The 18705-nt window shown below is 61.6% G+C and carries 21 protein-coding genes and 2 tRNA genes; 6 read left to right on the top strand and 17 right to left on the bottom strand.

Features of this window, described 5'->3' with window-relative positions:
* Positions 1 to 163: 163 nt before the first annotated feature.
* The gene (locus tag AVTE2539_RS16330) at positions 164 to 523 is read right to left on the bottom strand and encodes a hypothetical protein (protein ID WP_272568694.1); all 360 of its coding nucleotides are present in this window, start codon (positions 521 to 523) and stop codon (positions 164 to 166) included.
* A gap of 154 nt (positions 524 to 677) precedes the next feature.
* On the opposite strand from AVTE2539_RS16330, the gene AVTE2539_RS16325 reads away from it, so the two are divergent.
* From AVTE2539_RS16325 to AVTE2539_RS16310, 4 genes are all read left to right on the top strand, one after another.
* Complete coding sequence (locus AVTE2539_RS16325; RefSeq protein ID WP_284402239.1) at positions 678 to 989, top strand: hypothetical protein; 312 nt, start codon at positions 678 to 680, stop codon at positions 987 to 989.
* A gap of 43 nt (positions 990 to 1032) precedes the next feature.
* The gene (locus AVTE2539_RS16320; RefSeq protein WP_284412131.1) at positions 1033 to 1314 is read left to right on the top strand and encodes a hypothetical protein; all 282 of its coding nucleotides are present in this window, start codon (positions 1033 to 1035) and stop codon (positions 1312 to 1314) included.
* A 111-nt stretch (positions 1315 to 1425) separates the two neighbouring features.
* Complete coding sequence (locus AVTE2539_RS16315; protein ID WP_284406271.1) at positions 1426 to 1602, top strand: DUF3606 domain-containing protein; 177 nt, start codon at positions 1426 to 1428, stop codon at positions 1600 to 1602.
* Positions 1603 to 1611: 9 nt separating this feature from the next.
* Complete coding sequence (locus tag AVTE2539_RS16310) at positions 1612 to 1785, top strand: hypothetical protein (protein ID WP_284412129.1); 174 nt, start codon at positions 1612 to 1614, stop codon at positions 1783 to 1785.
* Positions 1786 to 2210: 425 nt separating this feature from the next.
* Here AVTE2539_RS16310 and AVTE2539_RS16305 read toward each other — a convergent pair whose 3' ends face one another.
* The 7 genes from AVTE2539_RS16305 to tolB all read right to left on the bottom strand — a co-directional run bounded on the left by AVTE2539_RS16305 (position 2211) and on the right by tolB (position 8586).
* Positions 2211 to 2828 (bottom strand): DUF4124 domain-containing protein, encoded by a 618-nt coding sequence (locus AVTE2539_RS16305; RefSeq protein ID WP_284412127.1) that lies wholly within the window; start codon positions 2826 to 2828, stop codon positions 2211 to 2213.
* 279 nt (positions 2829 to 3107) lie between these two features.
* Positions 3108 to 4232 (bottom strand): hypothetical protein, encoded by a 1125-nt coding sequence (locus tag AVTE2539_RS16300; RefSeq protein ID WP_284412125.1) that lies wholly within the window; start codon positions 4230 to 4232, stop codon positions 3108 to 3110.
* A 669-nt stretch (positions 4233 to 4901) separates the two neighbouring features.
* Positions 4902 to 4977: transfer RNA gene (locus AVTE2539_RS16295), tRNA-Lys, on the bottom strand.
* Between the two features lie 69 nt (positions 4978 to 5046).
* Positions 5047 to 5826: a tRNA threonylcarbamoyladenosine dehydratase gene (locus AVTE2539_RS16290; protein ID WP_284412494.1), complete on the bottom strand. Its 780-nt coding sequence runs from the start codon at positions 5824 to 5826 to the stop codon at positions 5047 to 5049.
* Positions 5827 to 5873: 47 nt separating this feature from the next.
* Entirely contained in the window at positions 5874 to 6668 is a 795-nt protein-coding gene (gene ybgF / locus AVTE2539_RS16285) for a tol-pal system protein YbgF (protein WP_284412123.1), read from the bottom strand.
* Positions 6668 to 7219 carry a peptidoglycan-associated lipoprotein Pal gene (pal, locus tag AVTE2539_RS16280; RefSeq protein WP_284402253.1) on the bottom strand — a complete coding sequence of 184 codons (552 nt, stop codon included), beginning with the start codon at positions 7217 to 7219 and terminating at the stop codon, positions 6668 to 6670. The genes ybgF and pal overlap by 1 nt, the downstream gene beginning before the upstream one ends.
* Before the next feature lie 47 nt (positions 7220 to 7266).
* Positions 7267 to 8586, bottom strand: a complete 1320-nt coding sequence (tolB, locus tag AVTE2539_RS16275) for a Tol-Pal system beta propeller repeat protein TolB (protein WP_284412121.1) — start codon at positions 8584 to 8586, stop codon at positions 7267 to 7269.
* A 122-nt stretch (positions 8587 to 8708) separates the two neighbouring features.
* On the opposite strand from tolB, the gene msbA reads away from it, so the two are divergent.
* Entirely contained in the window at positions 8709 to 10490 is a 1782-nt protein-coding gene (gene msbA / locus AVTE2539_RS16270; RefSeq protein ID WP_284412119.1) for a lipid A export permease/ATP-binding protein MsbA, read from the top strand.
* Between the two features lie 48 nt (positions 10491 to 10538).
* Here the strand turns inward: msbA and AVTE2539_RS16265 are convergent, their stop codons facing one another.
* From AVTE2539_RS16265 to mltG, 6 genes are read right to left on the bottom strand one after another with little or no spacing between them, the layout of a single operon-like run.
* Positions 10539 to 11219, bottom strand: a complete 681-nt coding sequence (locus AVTE2539_RS16265; protein WP_284406266.1) for an ankyrin repeat domain-containing protein — start codon at positions 11217 to 11219, stop codon at positions 10539 to 10541.
* Positions 11216 to 12028 (bottom strand): TatD family hydrolase, encoded by an 813-nt coding sequence (locus AVTE2539_RS16260; protein WP_284412116.1) that lies wholly within the window; start codon positions 12026 to 12028, stop codon positions 11216 to 11218. Before AVTE2539_RS16260 ends, AVTE2539_RS16265 begins: the two co-directional genes overlap by 4 nt.
* A 60-nt stretch (positions 12029 to 12088) precedes the next feature.
* Positions 12089 to 12448: a PilZ domain-containing protein gene (locus AVTE2539_RS16255; RefSeq protein WP_272568678.1), complete on the bottom strand. Its 360-nt coding sequence runs from the start codon at positions 12446 to 12448 to the stop codon at positions 12089 to 12091.
* An 18-nt stretch (positions 12449 to 12466) separates the two neighbouring features.
* Complete coding sequence (locus AVTE2539_RS16250) at positions 12467 to 13471, bottom strand: DNA polymerase III delta subunit-related protein (RefSeq protein WP_284412114.1); 1005 nt, start codon at positions 13469 to 13471, stop codon at positions 12467 to 12469.
* Positions 13468 to 14148 (bottom strand): dTMP kinase, encoded by a 681-nt coding sequence (tmk, locus tag AVTE2539_RS16245; protein ID WP_284412112.1) that lies wholly within the window; start codon positions 14146 to 14148, stop codon positions 13468 to 13470. The genes AVTE2539_RS16250 and tmk overlap by 4 nt, the downstream gene beginning before the upstream one ends.
* 29 nt (positions 14149 to 14177) lie before the next feature.
* Positions 14178 to 15179, bottom strand: a complete 1002-nt coding sequence (gene mltG / locus AVTE2539_RS16240; protein WP_284412110.1) for an endolytic transglycosylase MltG — start codon at positions 15177 to 15179, stop codon at positions 14178 to 14180.
* A 46-nt stretch (positions 15180 to 15225) separates the two neighbouring features.
* On the opposite strand from mltG, the gene ygfZ reads away from it, so the two are divergent.
* Positions 15226 to 16143: a CAF17-like 4Fe-4S cluster assembly/insertion protein YgfZ gene (ygfZ, locus tag AVTE2539_RS16235; protein WP_284412108.1), complete on the top strand. Its 918-nt coding sequence runs from the start codon at positions 15226 to 15228 to the stop codon at positions 16141 to 16143.
* Positions 16144 to 16212: 69 nt separating this feature from the next.
* On the opposite strand, the gene AVTE2539_RS16230 is transcribed toward ygfZ, so the two are convergent.
* From AVTE2539_RS16230 to AVTE2539_RS16220, 3 genes are all read right to left on the bottom strand, one after another.
* Entirely contained in the window at positions 16213 to 16458 is a 246-nt protein-coding gene (locus tag AVTE2539_RS16230) for a hypothetical protein (RefSeq protein WP_284412106.1), read from the bottom strand.
* Positions 16459 to 16635: 177 nt separating this feature from the next.
* Positions 16636 to 16711 (bottom strand) — tRNA-His (locus AVTE2539_RS16225).
* 51 nt (positions 16712 to 16762) lie between these two features.
* Positions 16763 to 18685: a SurA N-terminal domain-containing protein gene (locus AVTE2539_RS16220; RefSeq protein WP_284412104.1), complete on the bottom strand. Its 1923-nt coding sequence runs from the start codon at positions 18683 to 18685 to the stop codon at positions 16763 to 16765.
* Positions 18686 to 18705 lie beyond the last annotated feature (20 nt).

Below are 18705 nucleotides of genomic sequence, written 5' to 3'. Positions count from 1 at the left end.
GCGGGCTGGGGAGGCGTATCCAGCGGAGGCTGCGGGGTGGTCGGGGTCGGAATGGGGATGGAGGACGCGTGCATCGATGGCCTTTCAAGGGAGGGTGAAAACGTGGGGGTCGGCGGTGCCGCTGCAGCGGGCGAAACAGGCGCCTGGCAGCATGAAGCCAGCCCTATTCCGTCTTCTTTCGGTCATCGAGCTCGCCGATCAGCGCCGCGCCCTGGCGTGAGGACAAACGGGGTTCCTTGTGTGCATCGCCTCCGTAGTCCAGGCCCAGGCCGCGTGCCGAGCCGGAGGCATCGACGGCGGCGATCGGGCCGGTGGGATGCTCGTGCACCGCATCTTCCGGCGCGCGGTTGGCGTATGTGGATTCGTCACCGCTGGCTCCGAAGCGCCGGGGACCTTCGCCATCGCCGGGGTTCTCGCCGTCCACTTCGCCACGGCCGCGCGCGTCGTCGCGCATTCCATAGAGGTTGAAATGGCCCTGATCGCGCTGGCGATCCTGCTCGGGCGTCAATTTGTCGTGTGCCATTTTTTTCGCTCCTGAAAAGGAAGCTGCCAGCGTATGCCGCACATGGCCGGGCAGGTGTAGGACCAGCGCTTCCAAGGGTCGGGCACTAAAAACCCGGATGAAAGTTGGGCCAAAATACTGTAAATTCATACAGCATCAACCCAAGGAGCACGCCATGGAAACGGAAGAACTCACCTACACGGTCACCCTGCGCGACTATCCGGAAAACCTGCCCGAACGCGAGCGCAACAACGCGGAACGCCGCTATGCCAAAGCGATGGAAAAGGCCTTCGGCTCCGCCGCCCAGGTCGCCGCGGCACTGGACACGCTGCGCAGCCTGGAAGAGTCGCCGCCCGAAGTGGTGCCACCCGCCGATCTCGCCTTGCTGCGGCAATGGGGCAAAGCCAGTACCGCGGCGCGCCAAGCCGCGTTCCAGGGTTTGGGCGAGGCGGAAAGCGCGTACTTCGACGTCCATCTGGCGGGATGAACCGCCGTTGTTGCCCATACTTTCCCCACCCATTCCCACACCCATGGGCTTCGACCAAATCGCCATCGCCTTGCTGGGCGCCGCCGCGGCGTGGCTCTCTCAATCGCGCCACGAGGAACGCCGGCGCTGGGCCTGCATCTTCGGCATGCTGGGCCAGCCCTTCTGGTTCTATGCCAGCTGGACGGCGGGCCAATGGGGCATCTTCGCCGTCAGCGTCCTCTACATGGGGGCGTGGCTTCGCGGCCTGTGGATCCACTGGCTGACCGCGCGCGAAGCGCCGCAGGGCATCGGCACCATTCAACTGGCCCCGCAACGCAGGCCTTGACCGCCGCCCATGGCCATCGCGGTCGATGGCCTTGTCCTGCCGCAATCGTCCTACGCGAAGTCCGCGAGCGGCAGACCTAGCATGGCGCTCTCATTCCATCAGGAGCCACGCATGTCGGACGACGCCACGAAAACTGCGCAAGACCGCAAGCTCATCAGCCTGGCCGAGGACTATGAGGTGCGCGACTGGGCCCGGTCTCTGAATTGCACCGAGGACGAGTTGCGCATCGCGGTGAAAGCCGTGGGCAATTCTGCGCAGGCGGTGCGTTCCTATTTGGCGAATCGGTAGGTAACCACCATGTGGGAAGAACCGGTTGGAAAATTGGCGGATCTCCGGCAAGTGTGCATGCCGGATGCACCGGATGGTGTGCAGGGTGCCAATCCCGCGCTGCTGCCGCAGCAGGTACATCAGGCACACGAGGCCCGCGTGCAAATGAGCCATTCGGACGCGCCTTCGCGCCAGTTTTCTTGAGGGTGGGCGTTTGCAGCAACGGGGCTGGCAAGGGTGGATCGACATTCGGCAAGCACTTGGCTTTTGCGCACCGCCCCCATGCGCCGTCGAGGTCAACCCGCCATTTTGCACCAATCCACCACTTTCCATGCAGTGGGACAACATGGGGGCCAACAGCGCCTAATATTGACCTGTCGACACTCCCTGTCGACACCTCCCTTTCTTGCTCTTGAGCAAGTTTCAGCCCGCCTTGTGCGGGCTGCCTTTTTTGTGCCGCCGCTTTCATTCGCACCGTGGCGATTCGATGCGCGAACGATTCACTTCAAGGCCAAAGGAAAGCGCTGAATGCGATCGCACCCGCACTCATGCAGGGCATCGCAAACGCCGTGCAATGAATGGTCAACCGGCGTGGCGCCCCCCCCTCCGTCAAACCGGACGACGCATCTTCATTGGCATGTCCAGGCCATGCCGGCCCCGGTACACGTCTGTCCATCCGGCGCAGTCAGCACACCGTTCCCGCTTCGGCCATAAGCGGCACCCCGATCGTCGTAGCAGAACTTGGTGTCGCAGTGCGTCATGACGATCTGCCGGATCACAGGGGGTGGTGGTTCCTGAATGAGCGGTGTCTGCGTACCGCATGAGGCATTCACTCCGCTGATCGCGGCGTTCATGCGTGAACGCTTTTCTGCACCAGACAGGGTGCGGATACTGGAGACGAACTCCAACTCCTTTTGCGCGGCACGGCACTCGACGGAGGGCTGCGTTTGCGCCATGACAGTCGGCGCTGGTGAAGTCGTTGGAGTGGGACGGCGCTGCGCGTCCTGTTCGGCGCGCTGCTGTTGCGCCTTCAACTGATGGGCCCGAGCCGCCTCCGCGCGTTCCTGCTGCAACACTTCCGCCGTTTTACGCTGTTCGATCTGTGCGCCCGCCTGGCCTGCCTGGCAGGGTTGATCCGAATAGGTGAGCTTGCCTGTGGCATCTGCGCACCGATGAACCTGCGCTGTGGCCGATAGCGTGCAGCTGCATAGCACCATGGCCACCATGGCGAGTCCCTTGGTATTCATATATGACCTCCGTGCCGAGACTCTAGCAGGCCGAAAACAAGAAAACCTCTGAACTAAAGGCTGAGTTCAGCACGACATTGCAACAGCAGGTTCGTGCGCGAAACGCTGGGTTTCAGTGGCCACCATTCAGGCCCTGGCAATCAGGTTATGGGCAAAAGAAATCACGCCACGGCGCACAAAGCAAAGAGCCGCATCTAGAAAATGCAGCGCTTTGCATGGCCAATGGTATGTAAAGTGGTTAAACCTGACGAATCACCACCTCCAACTTTCAGTCGCCAATCAATAAGTTGAATACACCCACCATCCATAGGTGCTGTAGCCCATCGCCCCTCCTGAGCCCGGACTGGATCTCGCAACTTCCCCGTCTAGATGAACAAGGCCCAATCTATAGTCGGCTGGATTTATGGACCAGGGAGTGCACTTCCTTATCAATGCCGGTGTTGTGGCTGGAGTAGCGCATGACGGATCCGCAGAAATTGCGCTATTCAGAGACTGCAGCGCAGCCTGAGCCTGAGAGTATGAGACGGAGAGGGAGAACCACCTCCATCCCGTCCAAGGCTGGCTTGTGGAAAATGCTGACCCTGGCTCGGTTGTCGAGTACGTGGTTCCAGGGTTGAACGACGTGCCGATGATCGGACTCTCCGTTGCTTCATCCCTTGCGATGCTCTGAACAGGAGCCGGCGGCTCGCCACCGGAGGGGAAATCGAAGGCCCACACACCAAACCAGATATACCTCGGTTGACTGCCGGTTTTCTCTTCAAGCGTAAATGAAGGTCCGACATGCGCTCTTGCTTTGCCCGCAGTATGGGCAGTCGGCACTTGAAGCATCAGAGAGAAATTAAATTTGCTGGTTGGCCCTCGCCCGAAAGGTCGATAGTCGACGTCTTGAGAAAACGCATAGTCAAGATTGCCGCCCATGATGTTCCGATGGTGGCCGACGGGCGTTCCGTCTGCATTGAACACCGGCACACCATTTTCGGTTCTCTGGTTCCAAGGAAGATTGTAGGCATTCAGCATTGCGCCATAACGTGGCGAAACCACCCCACCATCAAGCACATCGTGCGCTGACACAGCTGTTCCGCCATAACTCGCCCCGGGCTTACTACGCTGGTAGTTTTCCAGAGGGCTCGGCACCGCAAGACCCGTAAAGTCACCAAGATTCCAGCCGCTAAATGCGACGCCATCCTGATTGAATGCTGGATTCATTGCCGCAGTTGCATTGTCTACCGACCAAATTGGTCGGTTGTAAAGGTCAGGGCTAAATACTGTTAAATCGAACTTGACGTTGCCGGCAATCCCTCCCACTGGGGGAGACATGACGTAGAAATAATCAGTCCCAGCCATGGCGACGCCGGCCGCCAAGCCAAAGACGGTTGTGATGAGAGATTTATTGATCGATTTCATTGATTTCCTCCTATTCCTGCCCGATGGCCAGCACAAACACTGCGGAGGCCCGGAGGAACGCACCTTAGAATCGAAGGCTTACTTGTAGCTTGCTTCTACGAGAAAAATCAGTTTGTAGCGAGCCCCAATATTTTGGTCGGGTCGACCCCGAATTTTGACCGCCATTGTTTTTGGGGGGCTGGTCGTTGGCAGCATAGCCAGCGAAAATCAGACTTGGGCATGATGCCTCGAAGGGTAAAGTCCTAGGTGAAATGGGAGGCAACGCTAATGGTCGCGTTTCTTCTTTTGAAGGTCTCGCATGATCTGCTTCCCATACGGCGTATCAGTTGAAGGTTCGTAGAGTCCGCTTTCACAGGAAAAATGGACATGAAGAGGAGCAGATTCACCGACGAACCTAACGGAGGCAGGTCAAGCTGAACAAGGTGTGGCGTGACGACCACCTCCATATGCGTGCTCTCTGTGAATGGCTCGTTGGAAGACAAACCTCAACGCCCCCAGCGCCTACCAACTCGTCTGTATGAAATAGAAGTCACATGTGGCAAGAATGCGCTACACATCAAGCACTCGACTCTCTTGATGGCAGAGTGTTCTGCAGAAATCTGCCAGAGACGGACAAGAAAAAAGCACCTACAGCGTGATCGCCGTAAGTGCTTGATTCAATTCATATCTTGGTGGGACGTGCGGGGGTCGAACCCACGACAAACGGATTAAAAGTCCGCTGCTCTACCAACTGAGCTAACGTCCCAACCTTTGCCACATCGGCATGGAACCCATGCAGCAAAGCCTTGAATTATAGCGTCTTTTCCATGCGGATCTACCGCTTTGGCACGGTTGCCAGCATGTCCAAGACCCATCCGGCAGCGCATTGGCCAAACGTGGCGGTCACCGCCACCACCGAGCCATAGCCATGGCAATTGAGTGAACCGTCACCATCGCCGGCGATATCACAGGACGCATGGGGAGGTGCCACCGCTTCCCGGCTGAACACGCACTGGACACCGATGCGGCGCCCCTCTTTCGCAGCACCATAGTGCTTGCGTAGCCGGTAACGCATCTGGGCCAACAGCGGATCGTGCGTGGTGTTCGACAGATCGTCGATGTCCACCTTGTGCGCCAGCCGTTTACCGCCTGCAGCACCCACCGCCACCAGCCGATGCTTACCGCGAATCGCCCAGTCAGCGATCAGCGCCTTGGTCTTGACCTGGTCGCAGGCATCCACGACCGCATCGACTCCATGCGGCAACAAGGCCGGCCAGTTGTCGGCATCCGCAAACTCCTCAAAGCAAGTCACCTTGCACTCAGGATTGATCTGTCCAATGCGGTCTCGCATGGCTTCGACCTTGGCCTGGCCCACCGTGCTGGACAGGGCATGGATTTGGCGGTTGATATTGGACTCCGCCACCTGATCCAGGTCGATCAACGTGAGGTGCCCGACACCGCTGCGCGCCAGCGCTTCCGCAGTCCAAGAGCCCACGCCGCCAATGCCCACCACGGCCACATGCGCGTTGCGAATGCGCGCGGCGCCGTCCACGCCATAGAGCCGCTCCAGGCCGCCGAAGCGGCGCTGGAGATCGGCGGTGCCGGCATCCTGCATCGCATGGACGTGCGAATGGATGTCTGCCGAAGGCTCTACCGTGCCGCTCACTTCAGGCGCGACAAGCGTTCTTTGGCCGCTCCAGCCGCTTCGGACTGGGGGTAGACGCGGATCAGGTCTTCCAGCGTCTTGCGGGCGGCGCGCGTGTCCTTCAACTCGATCTGGCAGTTGGCGATCGACAACGCAGCTTCCGGGGCACGCGCATGGTCAGGCGCAGCAGCCAGCAAGGCCTTGAAGTTGTTGATGGCTTCCTTGTAATCGCGAGTAGCGTATTGGGCATTGCCCAGCCAGAACCTGGCGGAAGGCGCATAGCCGCTGCGGGGGTACTGCTTCAGGAAATTTCCGAATGCACTCACGGCATCCGGAAATTTGCCAGTACGAAAGACAGCCAATGCCGCATCGAAATCCCGCTTTTCGGCGGGATCGGCCTGAAACTCCTGACCATCCATCGTGACCTTGGCAGGTTCGAACTGGCGCAGCCGTTCGTCAACGCCTTGGGCGATGTCTTTCTGACGGCGCTGCAACTCCGAGACATCCCGCAGCAACTGCTCGTTCTGCCCACGCAGATTGGCCTGCTCGGTCCGCAGGGTTTCGATCTGCGTTTGCAGATCTAGCAGGCTTCGGCGCATCTGGGAAGTCTCGTCGCCAGAGCGGCGAAGATCGTCACCCGAACGCTGGTTGGCCTGTTGCAGCGTGTCCACACGCTGGCGCAATTCCAGAATGGCGCGGCGTGCTTCTTCATCCTCGAACAGCGCGGCGTGGCTTGCCGGAGCGAAAGCCGCCGACAGGGCCAAGGCCAGCAGGGCAAGTGCCTTGCGGGGAACCACCATCTGCGCGCTCATCAACGGTAAGACAGCTCAACGCGGCGATTCTGGGCGTACACGTCTTCCGTGCTGCCCTGTGCCGCAGGCTTTTCCTTGCCGAAGCTCACGGCTTCCATTTGCGCTTCCGACACGCCCAGCAAGGCGAGCGAACGGCGCACCGCTTCTGCGCGCTTTTGGCCAAGGGCCAAGTTGTATTCGCGGCCGCCACGTTCGTCGGTGTGGCCTTCGATCATGACCTTGCGGTTCTGGCCGGCCTTGATGAAACGGGCGTGCTGCTCGATCAGCGACTGGAACTCCGGCTTGACCGCATAGCTGTCGTAGTCGAAGTACACGATGCGGCTCACGCCGACAGGGCCTGCGCCATCGCGCGCCGACTGGCTCAGGTCCACAGGAGCGACACCGCTTTGCGAAGCGCCGTTGGGGTTGGCGCCGGCATTGCCTGGCATCGTCGACGTGGCGCCCTTGTCTTCGACAGGCACGTCTTCCAGCTTCACGCCGGAGCTGCAGCCGGCCACGATGGCTGCTGCGATGAAGATGGCGGAAATGCGTTTGAAGGGAAAGCGGTTCATTGAAATACTCCTCAAGTCCAAATGATCAAAAAATCGAAAGATGACGGTCACTGTTTTTGGAACGGGCCCCAGTCGGGCTCGCGGATATCACCGCCCTGCCCGGCCAAGCGTGCCTTGATCTTGCCGTCCAGCGTGGTCGTCATGAGCGCTTCACGGCCTTGTTGCTGCGTCGCGTAGACGATCAGGCGGCTGTTGGGCGCAAAGCTGGGGTTTTCATCCGCAGTGGTGTCGGTCACGGCCGTGGCCGTACCCGTGCCCAGATCCATGACGTGCAACTTGAACGCACCGCCTATGCGCGAGACGTAAGCCAACCACTTGCCGTCGGGGCTGATGCTGGGGGAAATATTGTAGGAACCGGTGAACGTCACACGCTCGGCATTGCCGCCCGAGGTGCCGACCTTGTAGATCTGCGGCGCACCGCCCCGGTCGCTGACGAAGTAGATACTCCGGCCATCGCTCGAGAACATGGGCTCGGTATCGATGCCAGTGCTCTGCATGAGCCGACGCGGCTCGCCGCCATTGGCATCGATGGTGTAGAGCTGCGAGCCACCATCGCGGCTCAGAGTCACGGCGAGCGTGCGGCCGTCGGGAGACCATGCAGGCGCGCTGTTGGAACCCCTGAAGTTGGCGATCAGGCGGCGCCGGCCTGAGGCCACATCGTGCACATAGACGACCGGCTTGCGCGACTCGAAAGACACATAGGCCAATTGCCCACCGCTGGGAGACCAAGCCGGTGAAATGATGGGTTCCGGGCTGGACAACGCCGATTGCGCGTTCTCTCCGTCCGCATCGGCCACCCAGAGGCTGTAGCGCGGGCCGGACTTGGTCACATACGCGATGCGGGTCGAGAACACCCCCCGCTGGCCCGTGAGCTTTTCGTAGATGAAATCAGCGATGCGGTGGGCCACCAGACGCAGGTCGCCCTGCGTGACCACGAAGCTCTGGCCACCGAGGTCCTGGCCGCGCACCACGTCCCACAAACGAAAGCGGATGTCGAAGCGACCATCGGGCAAGCGCGTGATGCTGCCGGTCGTGAGCGATTCCGCCCCCTTTTGCTTCCACAGGGCGACGTCGGGTCGCGACGTTTCGTCGAGCGCTGGTCCGGAAGAATCGACCGCCCGGAACTGGCCACTGCGCTCCAGGTCGGCCTGGATGATGGCCGAGATCTTTTGCGGGGACTGCGCCTCGCCACGGAACGGCGAGATCGCAAAGGGAAGCTGGGTCAAACCCACGCCGGTGATCTCGACCCTGAATTGGGCCAGTGCGGGCAGTGCGGAGGAAGAAACCAGCGCGGTGATAGCGTGCCGGCGAGAGAGGTGCGGCAGGGCCGCAGCAAGAATGGAGGATGGATTTCGGTCAATAGTCATTGGCAGCCATCGGATACCGAGCAAATGCCGGTGGACAGACCGTGGATGTTACACACTGGTGGGATACCCCTGTGACAAACTGTGCGAGGTTTGGATGCGGTCCTACGTAGAATCCGCGCCTCATGCACGCCCCAGACCCCCGCCCCCTTCCGGCTTCCGAACAAACCGCCCGCCTCACCCTGGCTGCCAGGCTCCGGCGGCTTTCCGTTTATTTCGGCAACCAGCGCTCCGCATGGACCCTCGCCGTGCTGGCCACGCTGGTCGGAGCGGTCACCGAGCCCCTCATTCCCGCCCTGCTCAAGCCCTTGCTCGACCAGGGATTCACCGAAGGCTCCTTGAAACTCTGGATGGTCCCGCTAGCCATCATGGGTGTGTTTCTGGTGCGGGGATTGGCGCAGTTCGCGGGTCAATACGCCCTCGCCCGCATTGCCAACGAAGGCATGATGAAGCTGCGCGAGGCGCTCTTCGACCGCCTGCTCGCAGCCGAAATGGCGCTGTTCACGCGGCAGTCGGCCAGCACTCTGTCCAACACAGTGGTGTACGAAGTGCAGACCGGTGCCACGCTGCTCGTGCAGGCGCTGATGGGGCTGTCTCGCGACGGATTCACCCTGATTGCGCTGCTGGGTTACCTGCTCTACCTCAATTGGCAGCTCACGCTCATCGTCGCCATCGTGGTGCCGGGCGTGGCCTGGATCATGAAGACGCTGTCCCGGCGGCTCTACCGCATCACCAAAAGCAGCCAGGAAGCGACCGACCAGTTGGCCTATGTGGTGGAAGAAAACGTGCTGGCCCATCGCATGGTTCGGCTGCACGGGGCACAACCCAGCCAGTCGCGGCGCTTCGGTGTTCTGAGCCAGAGCCTGCGGCGACTGGCCATCAAGGCCACCATCGCCTCGGCGGCGATGACCCCCCTCACCCAGTTGCTCGCCGCCGCGGCCCTGTCGGGCGTTATTTGCGTGGCGCTCTGGCAAAGCCATGCCAGCGGCGAACGCGATGTGACCGTGGGTGGCTTTGCGGCATTCATCACAGCGATGCTCATGCTGATCGCACCGATCCGCCGCCTGGCGGACGTGGCCAATCCCGTGACCCGGGGAGTCGCGGCCCTCGAACGCGGATTGGCCCTGCTGGGGGACACCCGGGCAGAGGGCGGAGGCAGCCACGCGCCCACGCGCACCTCGGGAGCCATTACCCTGGAAGACGTCACCGTGGCGTTCGGCGAAGAGCAGGCCACGGCCCTGGACCGTGTGAACCTGACCGTGCACCCCGGAGAAACCGTGGCGCTCGTAGGCCCGTCCGGCGCCGGCAAAACCACTTTGGTAAACCTGTTGCCCCGCTTCATCGCGCCGAGCGCCGGCCAGGTCCTCCTGGATGGCCAGCCCGTGTCGCACTGGAACCTGCAAGCCCTGCGGTCGCAATTTGCCATGGTCAGCCAGGACGTGGTGATGTTCAACGACACGGTGGCAGCCAACGTGGCGTTGGGCGGCGAAATCGATGAGCAGCGCGTGCAGGACTGTCTGGCCGCCGCGAACCTGGCCGAGCATGTGGCGGCGCTGCCTTCCGGCATGCACACCGTGGTGGGCCACAACGCGACGCAGCTGTCGGGCGGGCAGCGCCAGCGCCTGGCCATCGCCCGAGCGCTTTACAAGGATGCGCCGATCCTCATCCTGGACGAAGCCACATCGGCACTGGATACCGAATCAGAGCGTCTGGTGCAAGACGCGCTGCAGCGCCTCATGCAGGGGCGCACCACGCTCGTGATCGCTCACCGCCTGTCCACCATCGAGCATGCCGACCGGGTGGTGGTGATGGAGCGGGGACGCATTGCCGAACAAGGCACGCACGCCGAATTGATCGCCCAAGGCGGCCTCTACGCCCGGCTCCAGGCCCGCCCTGGGGGGCACTGAACCTCCGCTGCGCTCCGGGTCCGACCGAAGGCGAAACGCTCCGCCGCCCTACCACTGTCCGCGGCGGGGTTGCCGCCGGCGCACGGCCTCTGCCACGAGTTCCTCCATGTCCTTGCGGTCGGCACGCCGCGCGAAGTCAGCGGCACCCAGACCGATCTGATTGCGCAGCGTGGGGTCCGCTCCTTCGTCCAGCAGCAGCTTGGCCACGTCGGCCGTGCCGTAGCTCACTGCCATCATCAAGGGCGTGGTGCCATTGGGCGACGCGGCGTCGATGTAGGCATGGTTTTCCAACAGCAGCGTGGTGATGGCCGCCTGCTGCGGCGTGGTGCCGGAGGCTGCATAGTGCAGAGGCGTCCACCCCGTCTTGTTGACATCGGCATCCTTGGCAATGAGCGCGCGCGCCGCCTCGACATTGCCCTTGATCGCTGCCAGCATCAGCGGGCTTTCATCCTTGACGTTCCGCTCTTCCACCTTGATGCCCTTGGCCGCCATCAGCGCCGCAAAGGCGCGCATGGAGCCTTCTTTCAACGCAAGCGTGAGCGCGACCTCACCCTTCGGATTGCGCGTATTCGGATCGAATCCCCGGCGCACCAGCGAGTTGATGCCGGAGTCGTCGTCGCGCAATACGGCGGTAAAGAAATCCTCATACGCACCGGCGTGGGCGCATGCGCCGCACAGCGCCGCGGCGGCCAAAGCGAGGGAAGCGAGCACTCGGCGACGGACCATCATGATGGGGTGGCTCCAGAAAAAAACAGTGTGTCGAAATTGCGGCTCGTGGTCAGCGCCACCTCCTGCACGGGCATCCCTCTGACGTCGGCCAGCTGCTGCGCCACGAAGGGAACGTAGGACGGGTTGTTGGTCTTGCCACGGTAGGGCACCGGCGCAAGGTAGGGGCTATCCGTTTCGATCAGCATCCGGTCCAAGGGCACGAAAGCCGCCACATCCCGCAAATGCTGAGCGCTCTTGAACGTCACGATGCCGGAAAACGAAATGTAGTAGCCCAGATCAAGGGCTGCGCGAGCCACTTCGGCGGTCTCGGTAAAACAGTGGAACACCCCGCCCGCACGGTTACCGACTCCGTTCTCGCCCTCTTCGCGCAGGATGGCCAGGGTATCGTCCGAGGCGCTTCTCGTGTGGATGACCAAGGGCTTGCCGCACGCGCGGGCAGCACGGATGTGCGTGCGGAAACGATCACGCTGCCATTCCAGATCGGCGATGCTGCGCCCCCCCTTGCGGTCTTCCATGCCGTAGTAATCGAGGCCGGTCTCGCCGATGGCAATCACCCTCGGCAAGGCAGCACGATCGAGCAGATCCTGCTCGGAAGGTTCGGCAACGCCCTCGTTGTCGGGATGCACGCCCACGCTGCTCCAGAAGTTGTCGTAGGTCATGGCCAGCCCATGCACATCGGAGAACTCCTCCAGGGTGGTGCAGATGCAGAGCGCACGATCCACGCTGGCATCGGCCATGGCCTGGCGAATGGCTGGCAGTTGGGAGACCAAATCCGGAAAGGTGAGATGGCAGTGGGAATCTGTGAACATGCGCAATCCAAACAAAAATGCCGACCGGCATTCGGTCGGCATGGCAACGGCGCCGGGCGCTCAGAGGGTCTGCGTCGGCCGATCCGATCCCAGGCTGGTCCCCAGCAACTCTTCGATCTTGAGCTTGAGAATGCGGGATTTTTCGTCCCTCGGAAACTGAATGCCGACCCCCTGTGTCCGATTCCCGGCCGCCCGAGCGGGGGTCACCCAGGCCACTCGCCCCGCGACAGGATAACGCTGCGTGTCTTCCGGCAACGTCAACAGCACGTAGACATCATCGCCCAGCTTGTATTCGCGCTGCGTCGGTACAAAGATGCCGCCTTCGGCAAACAAGGGGATGTAGGCCGCATACAGAGCCGCCTTCTCCTTGATGGCCAGCTGCATGACGCTGGGACGGGGCGCGGTAGAGGGGCTGCTCATGGTCTTGGGGCGTCTTCTTCAATGGCGCGAGTGTAGGGTGTTTCGCGCCTGGGCAACAAGCGCTTCCAGCATGAGCCCCGCATTGAAGGGGTGATCGGCGGTACGTGCCTCTTTTGCCAAAGCCTTCGCCCAGCGGCTCAACGGCCCGAGGCCCGGCGGCGTCGGCAGGTCCGCCACTGCAAAGTAGCGTGGCGCCGCGCCGACCCGGCACGCCATCAGGTCATGGCAAAGTTTCTGCAACGCGTCCACCGCCTGGGCAGGAGACGCATCGGCCAACACCGTGACATCACCCCTGGCGACCGCCTTGGGCAGTTGCGACCACGATTGCGGGCTGCGCCCGGCACGGGCCAAACTCAATGCGTCATCGGGACGACCACCACACGCCCGCAAAAATGCGCTGGCGGCTTCGGATTCCAACCCTTGCTGAACCAGCCAATTCACCATGTCGGATTCGGTGGGCCATTGCATCGTGTGCCCCAGGCAGCGGCTTCGGATCGTGGGCAACAATTGGTGCGCCGCCTCGGTGGCCAGTACAAATCGAACGTCGCCTGCCGGCTCCTCCAGCGTCTTGAGCAACGCATTGGCCGTGACGTTGTTCATCTGCTCTGCGGGGTACACGAGCACAGCCTTGCCACGCCCGCGGGCAGAAGTACGCTGCGCGAACTGCACGGCGTCCCGCATGGCATCCACTCGGATCTCACGGCTGGCCTTGCGCTTCTTGTCGTCGATTTCGGACTGCGCCTTCTCCGGCAATGGCCAGCCGCGCTCCATCATCTGCGTTTCGGGCATGAGTACGCAAAGATCTGCATGCGTTCTCACCTCGACCGCATGGCAACTGCCGCAGTGACCACATGCGCCATCATTTGTGGGCGTATCGCACAACCAGGCCCGTACCAATTCCATGGCCAACGCGTACTGGCCCAGCCCGGACGGGCCACTCAGCAGCCACGCATGACCCCGCTGTGCCAGCAGCGTCTGGCGTTGCGCGGCGATCCACGGGGCGATCAATGAAGGATGGCTCATGATGCACCCGCGCCAACGTCTGAAGGGCCCGCCTGCAGCCAGCCTCGCTGAACAAGCGAGCCGGTCAATTGCGACCACACCGCATCCCGGGGCTGTCCTGCGTCCAGGCGCACGAAGCGCTGCGGCGCCGCCGAGGCGCGCTCGGCATAACCCTGCCGCACCCGGCCAAAAAAATCGGCAGGCTGCGATTCGAAGCGATCGGGAGCACGTGCATCGGCCAGGCGTGCAGCGGCCATCTCCGGAGGAAGATCGAACCAGATCGTCAGATCAGGATCGCGCATTTTTTCAGGCTCCAGCGCAATACCTGATTGGGTGATGCGCTCCAAAATAGATAGCACCTTCGCATCGAAGCCGCGTCCGCCGCCCTGATACGCGAAAGTGGCATCCGTGAAGCGGTCGCACAGCACCACCTCGCCCCTTGCCAATGCAGGCTCGATCACGCAGCGCAGGTGGTCGCGGCGACCCGCGAACACCAGCAGCGACTCCGTGAGAGCGTCCATGGCGTCATTCAGCAAAAGCGCGCGAATCTTTTCCGCCAGCGGCGTGCCACCGGGTTCCCGGGTGACCGTGACGGTCTCGCCCTGGCGCCGAAAGGCCGCAGCCAAGGTGTCGATGTGCGATGACTTGCCCGCACCGTCGATGCCTTCGAATGTGATGAACCGGCCCGCGGGCTCCATGGTGGACTTTCTGCCGTGTTGGGGCATGGTCAAGGCTGCCCCCGCTGGTAGCGGTTGACGGCACGGTTGTGCTCATCGAGGGTCGGGCTGAACTGGCTGGTCCCGTCGCCTCGGGCAACGAAATACAAGGCGTTGGTCTTCTCGGGCTGGACTGCAGCGATGAGCGAGGCTTTGCCTGGCATCGCGATGGGCGTCGGGGGAAGGCCGGGACGGGTGTAGGTGTTCCAGGGCGTGTCCGCAAGCAGGTCACGCCGGCGCAGGTTGCCGTCGAATTTTTCACCCAGACCATAAATCACGGTGGGATCGGTTTGAAGCAGCATGCCCGCCTTCAATCGGTTGCTGAAGACGCCCGCGATCTGTGCACGGTCCGAAGAACGGCCCGTTTCCTTTTCCACGATGCTCGCCAGGGTGAGGGCTTCGTCGGCGCTTCGCAAAGGCGTGTCCGTCACACGTTGCGCCCACGCCGCCTCCAGGCGCCGGTCCATGGCATGCATCGCCCGGCGAAGCACGGACAAATCGCTGCTGCCTTTGGCATAGGTGTAGGTATCGGGGAAAAAACGGCCCTCCGCCGGCACGCCGGGACGCTCAAGGCGCGCCATGATGGCGTCGTCAGCGAGGCCTTTGGTATCGGGCTTCAACTGGTCTTCCCGCGCCAGCGCCTGGCGGACCTGCCGAAAGGTCCATCCCTCTACCAAGGTGACGGCGCGCAGAGCCTCTTCCCCACGCACGAGTTTTTGCAGCAGCTCGCGTGGGGTGGTGCCTGTCGGAATTTCGTAGTTCCCGGCTTTGATCAGACGGTCCTGGCCGGACAGGCGAAACCAGGCGTAGAGCAGACGGGGATCGGCGTCGACACCGGCGGCGACCACATCACGCGCGACACCGCGGGGCGTGGTGCCCGGCTCGATCGCCAACTCCAGCGGTTGCGCGGAGGACACGCCGCTGCGAACGGGCATGGGCTGGTGCAACCACCACACCGCTGCCGCAGTCGCGGAGCACACAATGACTAGCAACAACGCGAAAAAACGACGCACAACCTTGGCAGCCTGTAGGGAAGGAACCGGGCATCATAATTCAGCCATGACTTATCCCTTGAATGGCATAGCCCCCCTGCCCCACCTCGGCGTGATTCGCGTGGAAGGGGAAGATGCAGCGAAATTCCTGCATGGCCAGCTCACCCAGGATTTCGCGCTGCTGGGCATGGATCAGGCCCGATTGGCCGCATTCCTTTCCGCCAAGGGACGGGTGCAGGCCAGCTTCATCGGCTTCAAGCGCAGCGCCACGGAAGTGCTGTTGATTTGCAGTGGCGACCTGCTCGCTCCTACGCTCAAACGGCTGTCCATGTTCGTGCTGCGTGCCAAGGCCCGGTTGAGCGATGCCACGGCAGATTTCGCCCTGTATGGCTTGGCAGGGGATGCGGTGACTGCGCTGACAGCGGGTGAGCCACCCTTACCGTGGTCCAAAGCCGAGCGGGACGTCGCCACTGTGGTGCATCTGTATCCGGCAGTGGGTCAGCCGCGTGCACTGTGGGTGGCACCGTCCACCGCACCTGCGCCGGTCGGGAATTTTCTCGCGCCCGGATTGTGGGAGTGGGGCGAAGTCCAGAGTGGAGTGGCAACACTGACAGCGCCCCTCGTGGACTTGTTCGTGCCTCAAATGTTGAACTACGAATCCATCGGAGGCGTGAATTTCAAGAAGGGCTGCTATCCCGGCCAGGAGATCGTGGCTCGCAGTCAATTCCGTGGCACATTGAAACGACGCACCTATCTCGCCCACGCAGCCCAACCCATTGCGGTCGGATTGGAGGTCTTCGCCGCCAGCGACAGCGAACAACCTTGCGGTGTGGTGGTGCAAACAGCAGCGTCTCCAGATGGAGGCGTGGATGCCCTGGTGTCCCTCCAAATCACCTCCACAGGCGAATCGCTGCGCGCAGGCGGCGCTGAGGGAGTGACGCTTGCGTTAGGAACGCTTCCTTATGCTTTGCTGGAAGACATCTGAACTGAAGACCTGCATGAAGATTCGTGCAGGCGTCTTGCATGCTTGATTTCGCCCCTTCGGCGAGTTAAATCACCTTCTCGTAGTACTTTCCACCTGCGGTTCATCCGGCTTGCGCGCACCGGAAGCAAAATCGGAGAGTGCGACCATGGCTTCGTCGCGATTAGGCCAATGGCCATCAGGTAGAGGCAAGTTATGGCCGTCTACCTGGATCTGTGCGAAGTAGTAACGCCCTGCCTTGCTCAGGCACAACTCGGCCGTGTAAGTGGCTCCGTCGGCCACCCCAAAAACTGTCTCTTGCGCGTGCTTCTCATGCATTTCCAGCCCTTTCAAAATTTTCCCTATTCTGAGCAGGTGGCCTCACTGTTTTTGTAGGCGGCTTGGCCTTGTGCGATGCGGGCCGTGAACAATTTCATGATCCACCTGAAATTGGCAAACACCACGCACATAAGAAAAAAGCGCTGCAATCTTTCGATTGCAGCGCTTTTGATGACTTGGGGTGGCTGATGGGGCTCGAACCCACGACAACAGGAATCACAATCCTGGACTCTACCAACTGAGCTACAGCCACCGCAGACTTAAATTATACCCATAAATCAATCGCTATCCGACGAAACGCCCATCAATTTTCCAGAACAGGCGCAACCACCGGGCGAGGCACCTTGAACTGCACCTTGAAACGGTCTTTCAGCACTTCGTAATAGGCCAAGGCTTCTGCAGAACCGGCCGCCTGCGCATACTGCTGGTGCTGTTGACGGCTTGCTGCCTCATCAGGCGCAGGACGTGGCATCAAGCGGTTGACCTTCACCACGGCATAGCCCTGGGCACCCAGGCTAACGCCAGTCCATGAAGGCAAAGCATCCACATTGGACTGCAGCGCGGCATCGATCACAGGCCGAGGCAGATTCTGCGGTTGGTCTCGAGAGATGGTGAGCGCAGGCGCGAGGCCCGTGGCCGATGCAGGCGCAGCCTTCCAGGCCGCAAGCTTGGCTTCGCCTTCCTTGCGAGCCATTTCCGCGGACTTCTCAGCCACATACAAATCCTTCACGCGGGCACGAACATCTTGCAGCGGCAATGCACGCGCAGGCGTATACGACGTGATTCGCCCTGCCACCAGGGCGCTGGGCCTGGTTTCGATGGCTTCCGTGTTCCGCTTGTGCTCCAGCGAATCCGGGGAGAACAGCGCTTCCAGGAAGCGCTGATTGGCCAAAGGCCCCTGCACCCCGGGAGCGGGCGTGCGCGTCACGCCGTTGGCGGTCTGCACCTTGAGCTTGAGCTTGTCTGCGACGGATTGCAAACCGTCTGCCTGTTCGTACACCCCGTTGGTGAAGGCTTCAGCCACTTCCGCAAACTTGCGTTGAGCCTGCTGCTGCTTCAGCTCTGTCTCAAGCGTGGGGCGCAATTGCTCGAAGCTGGGTTGCTTGGGTGCCTTGATGTCGGTCAGCAAAATGATGTGATAGCCGAAGTCAGACTCCACCACGTTGCTGATCTCGCCCTTCTTCATGGAGAAGGCGGCATCCTCGAAAGGTTTGACCATCGCACCGCGGGCGAAGAAATCCAGATCTCCACCAGAGGCTGCGGAGCCGGTATCTTGCGAGTATTTCTTGGCCAATTCGGCGAATGTGCCAGGGGCCTTGCGAACCTGCTCCAGCAATTCGGTCGCACGTGCCTTGGCTTTTTCGCGATCGGCAGCAGGGGCATCCTTGCTCGCATTGATCAGGATGTGGCTGGCGCGGCGCTCTTCCTTGCCAGCCAAGCGTTCCAGATTTTGCTTGTAGTAGGTGCGCAGGTCTTCTTCGTTCACGACGATGCTGGACTGCACTGCATTCGTGTCCAGCACCACATACTCGATGTTGGCCTGCTCGGACTGCTGGAACGATGCTGCGTGCGACGTGTAATAAGCCTCCAGATCGGCATCCGAAGGCGTGACCTTGGTGGCGAAGTCAGCGGCATTGAAGCGCGCGATCTGGATTTCGCGCCGCTGATACAACGCATCCAGCGCCAACTGAGATTGCGCGTTGCTGCTGAAAGCCGAACCCAGCACACCCGACATCACCTGATTCACGGAGATGTCGCGGCGCACATTGGCTTCAAAACCTTCCGGCGTCAGTCCCTGCGCTCCCACGATGGCGCGATAGGCCTCCGCATCCAGCGTGCCATCCGGGCGCCTGAGATTCGCGATGGCGGGAATGCCTTGCAAAGTGCGAGCCAACTGCGCATCACTGGCGATCAGGTGCATCTTCTGCGCGGCGGTCTGCAAAACACGATCACGCACCATCCGCTCCAAGGTCGCATAGCGCGCCTGAGGCGTGTCGAGCAGCTTGGCATCCACCGTGGGAGATTGCGCGCGAATACGGTCCGTTTCAGCGCGGTGGGCGTTGTCCCATTCGTCCTGCGTGATGTCGTGGCCATCGACGCGTGCGACCACTGGGCTCTTGCTGGAGAAGTAGCTGCGGTCGATGCCGACAAGGACAAAAGACGGAATGATCAGCAAGAACAGCAAGAACATCACGATCTTGGAGTGCTTGCGGATGGATTCGAACATGTGCGATCTTTCAGTGGCGA

It is taken from the genome of Acidovorax sp. SUPP2539, assembly GCF_030158975.1.
Lineage (GTDB): Bacteria > Pseudomonadota > Gammaproteobacteria > Burkholderiales > Burkholderiaceae_C > Paracidovorax.
This window is presented reverse-complemented; position numbering and strand designations above follow the sequence as displayed.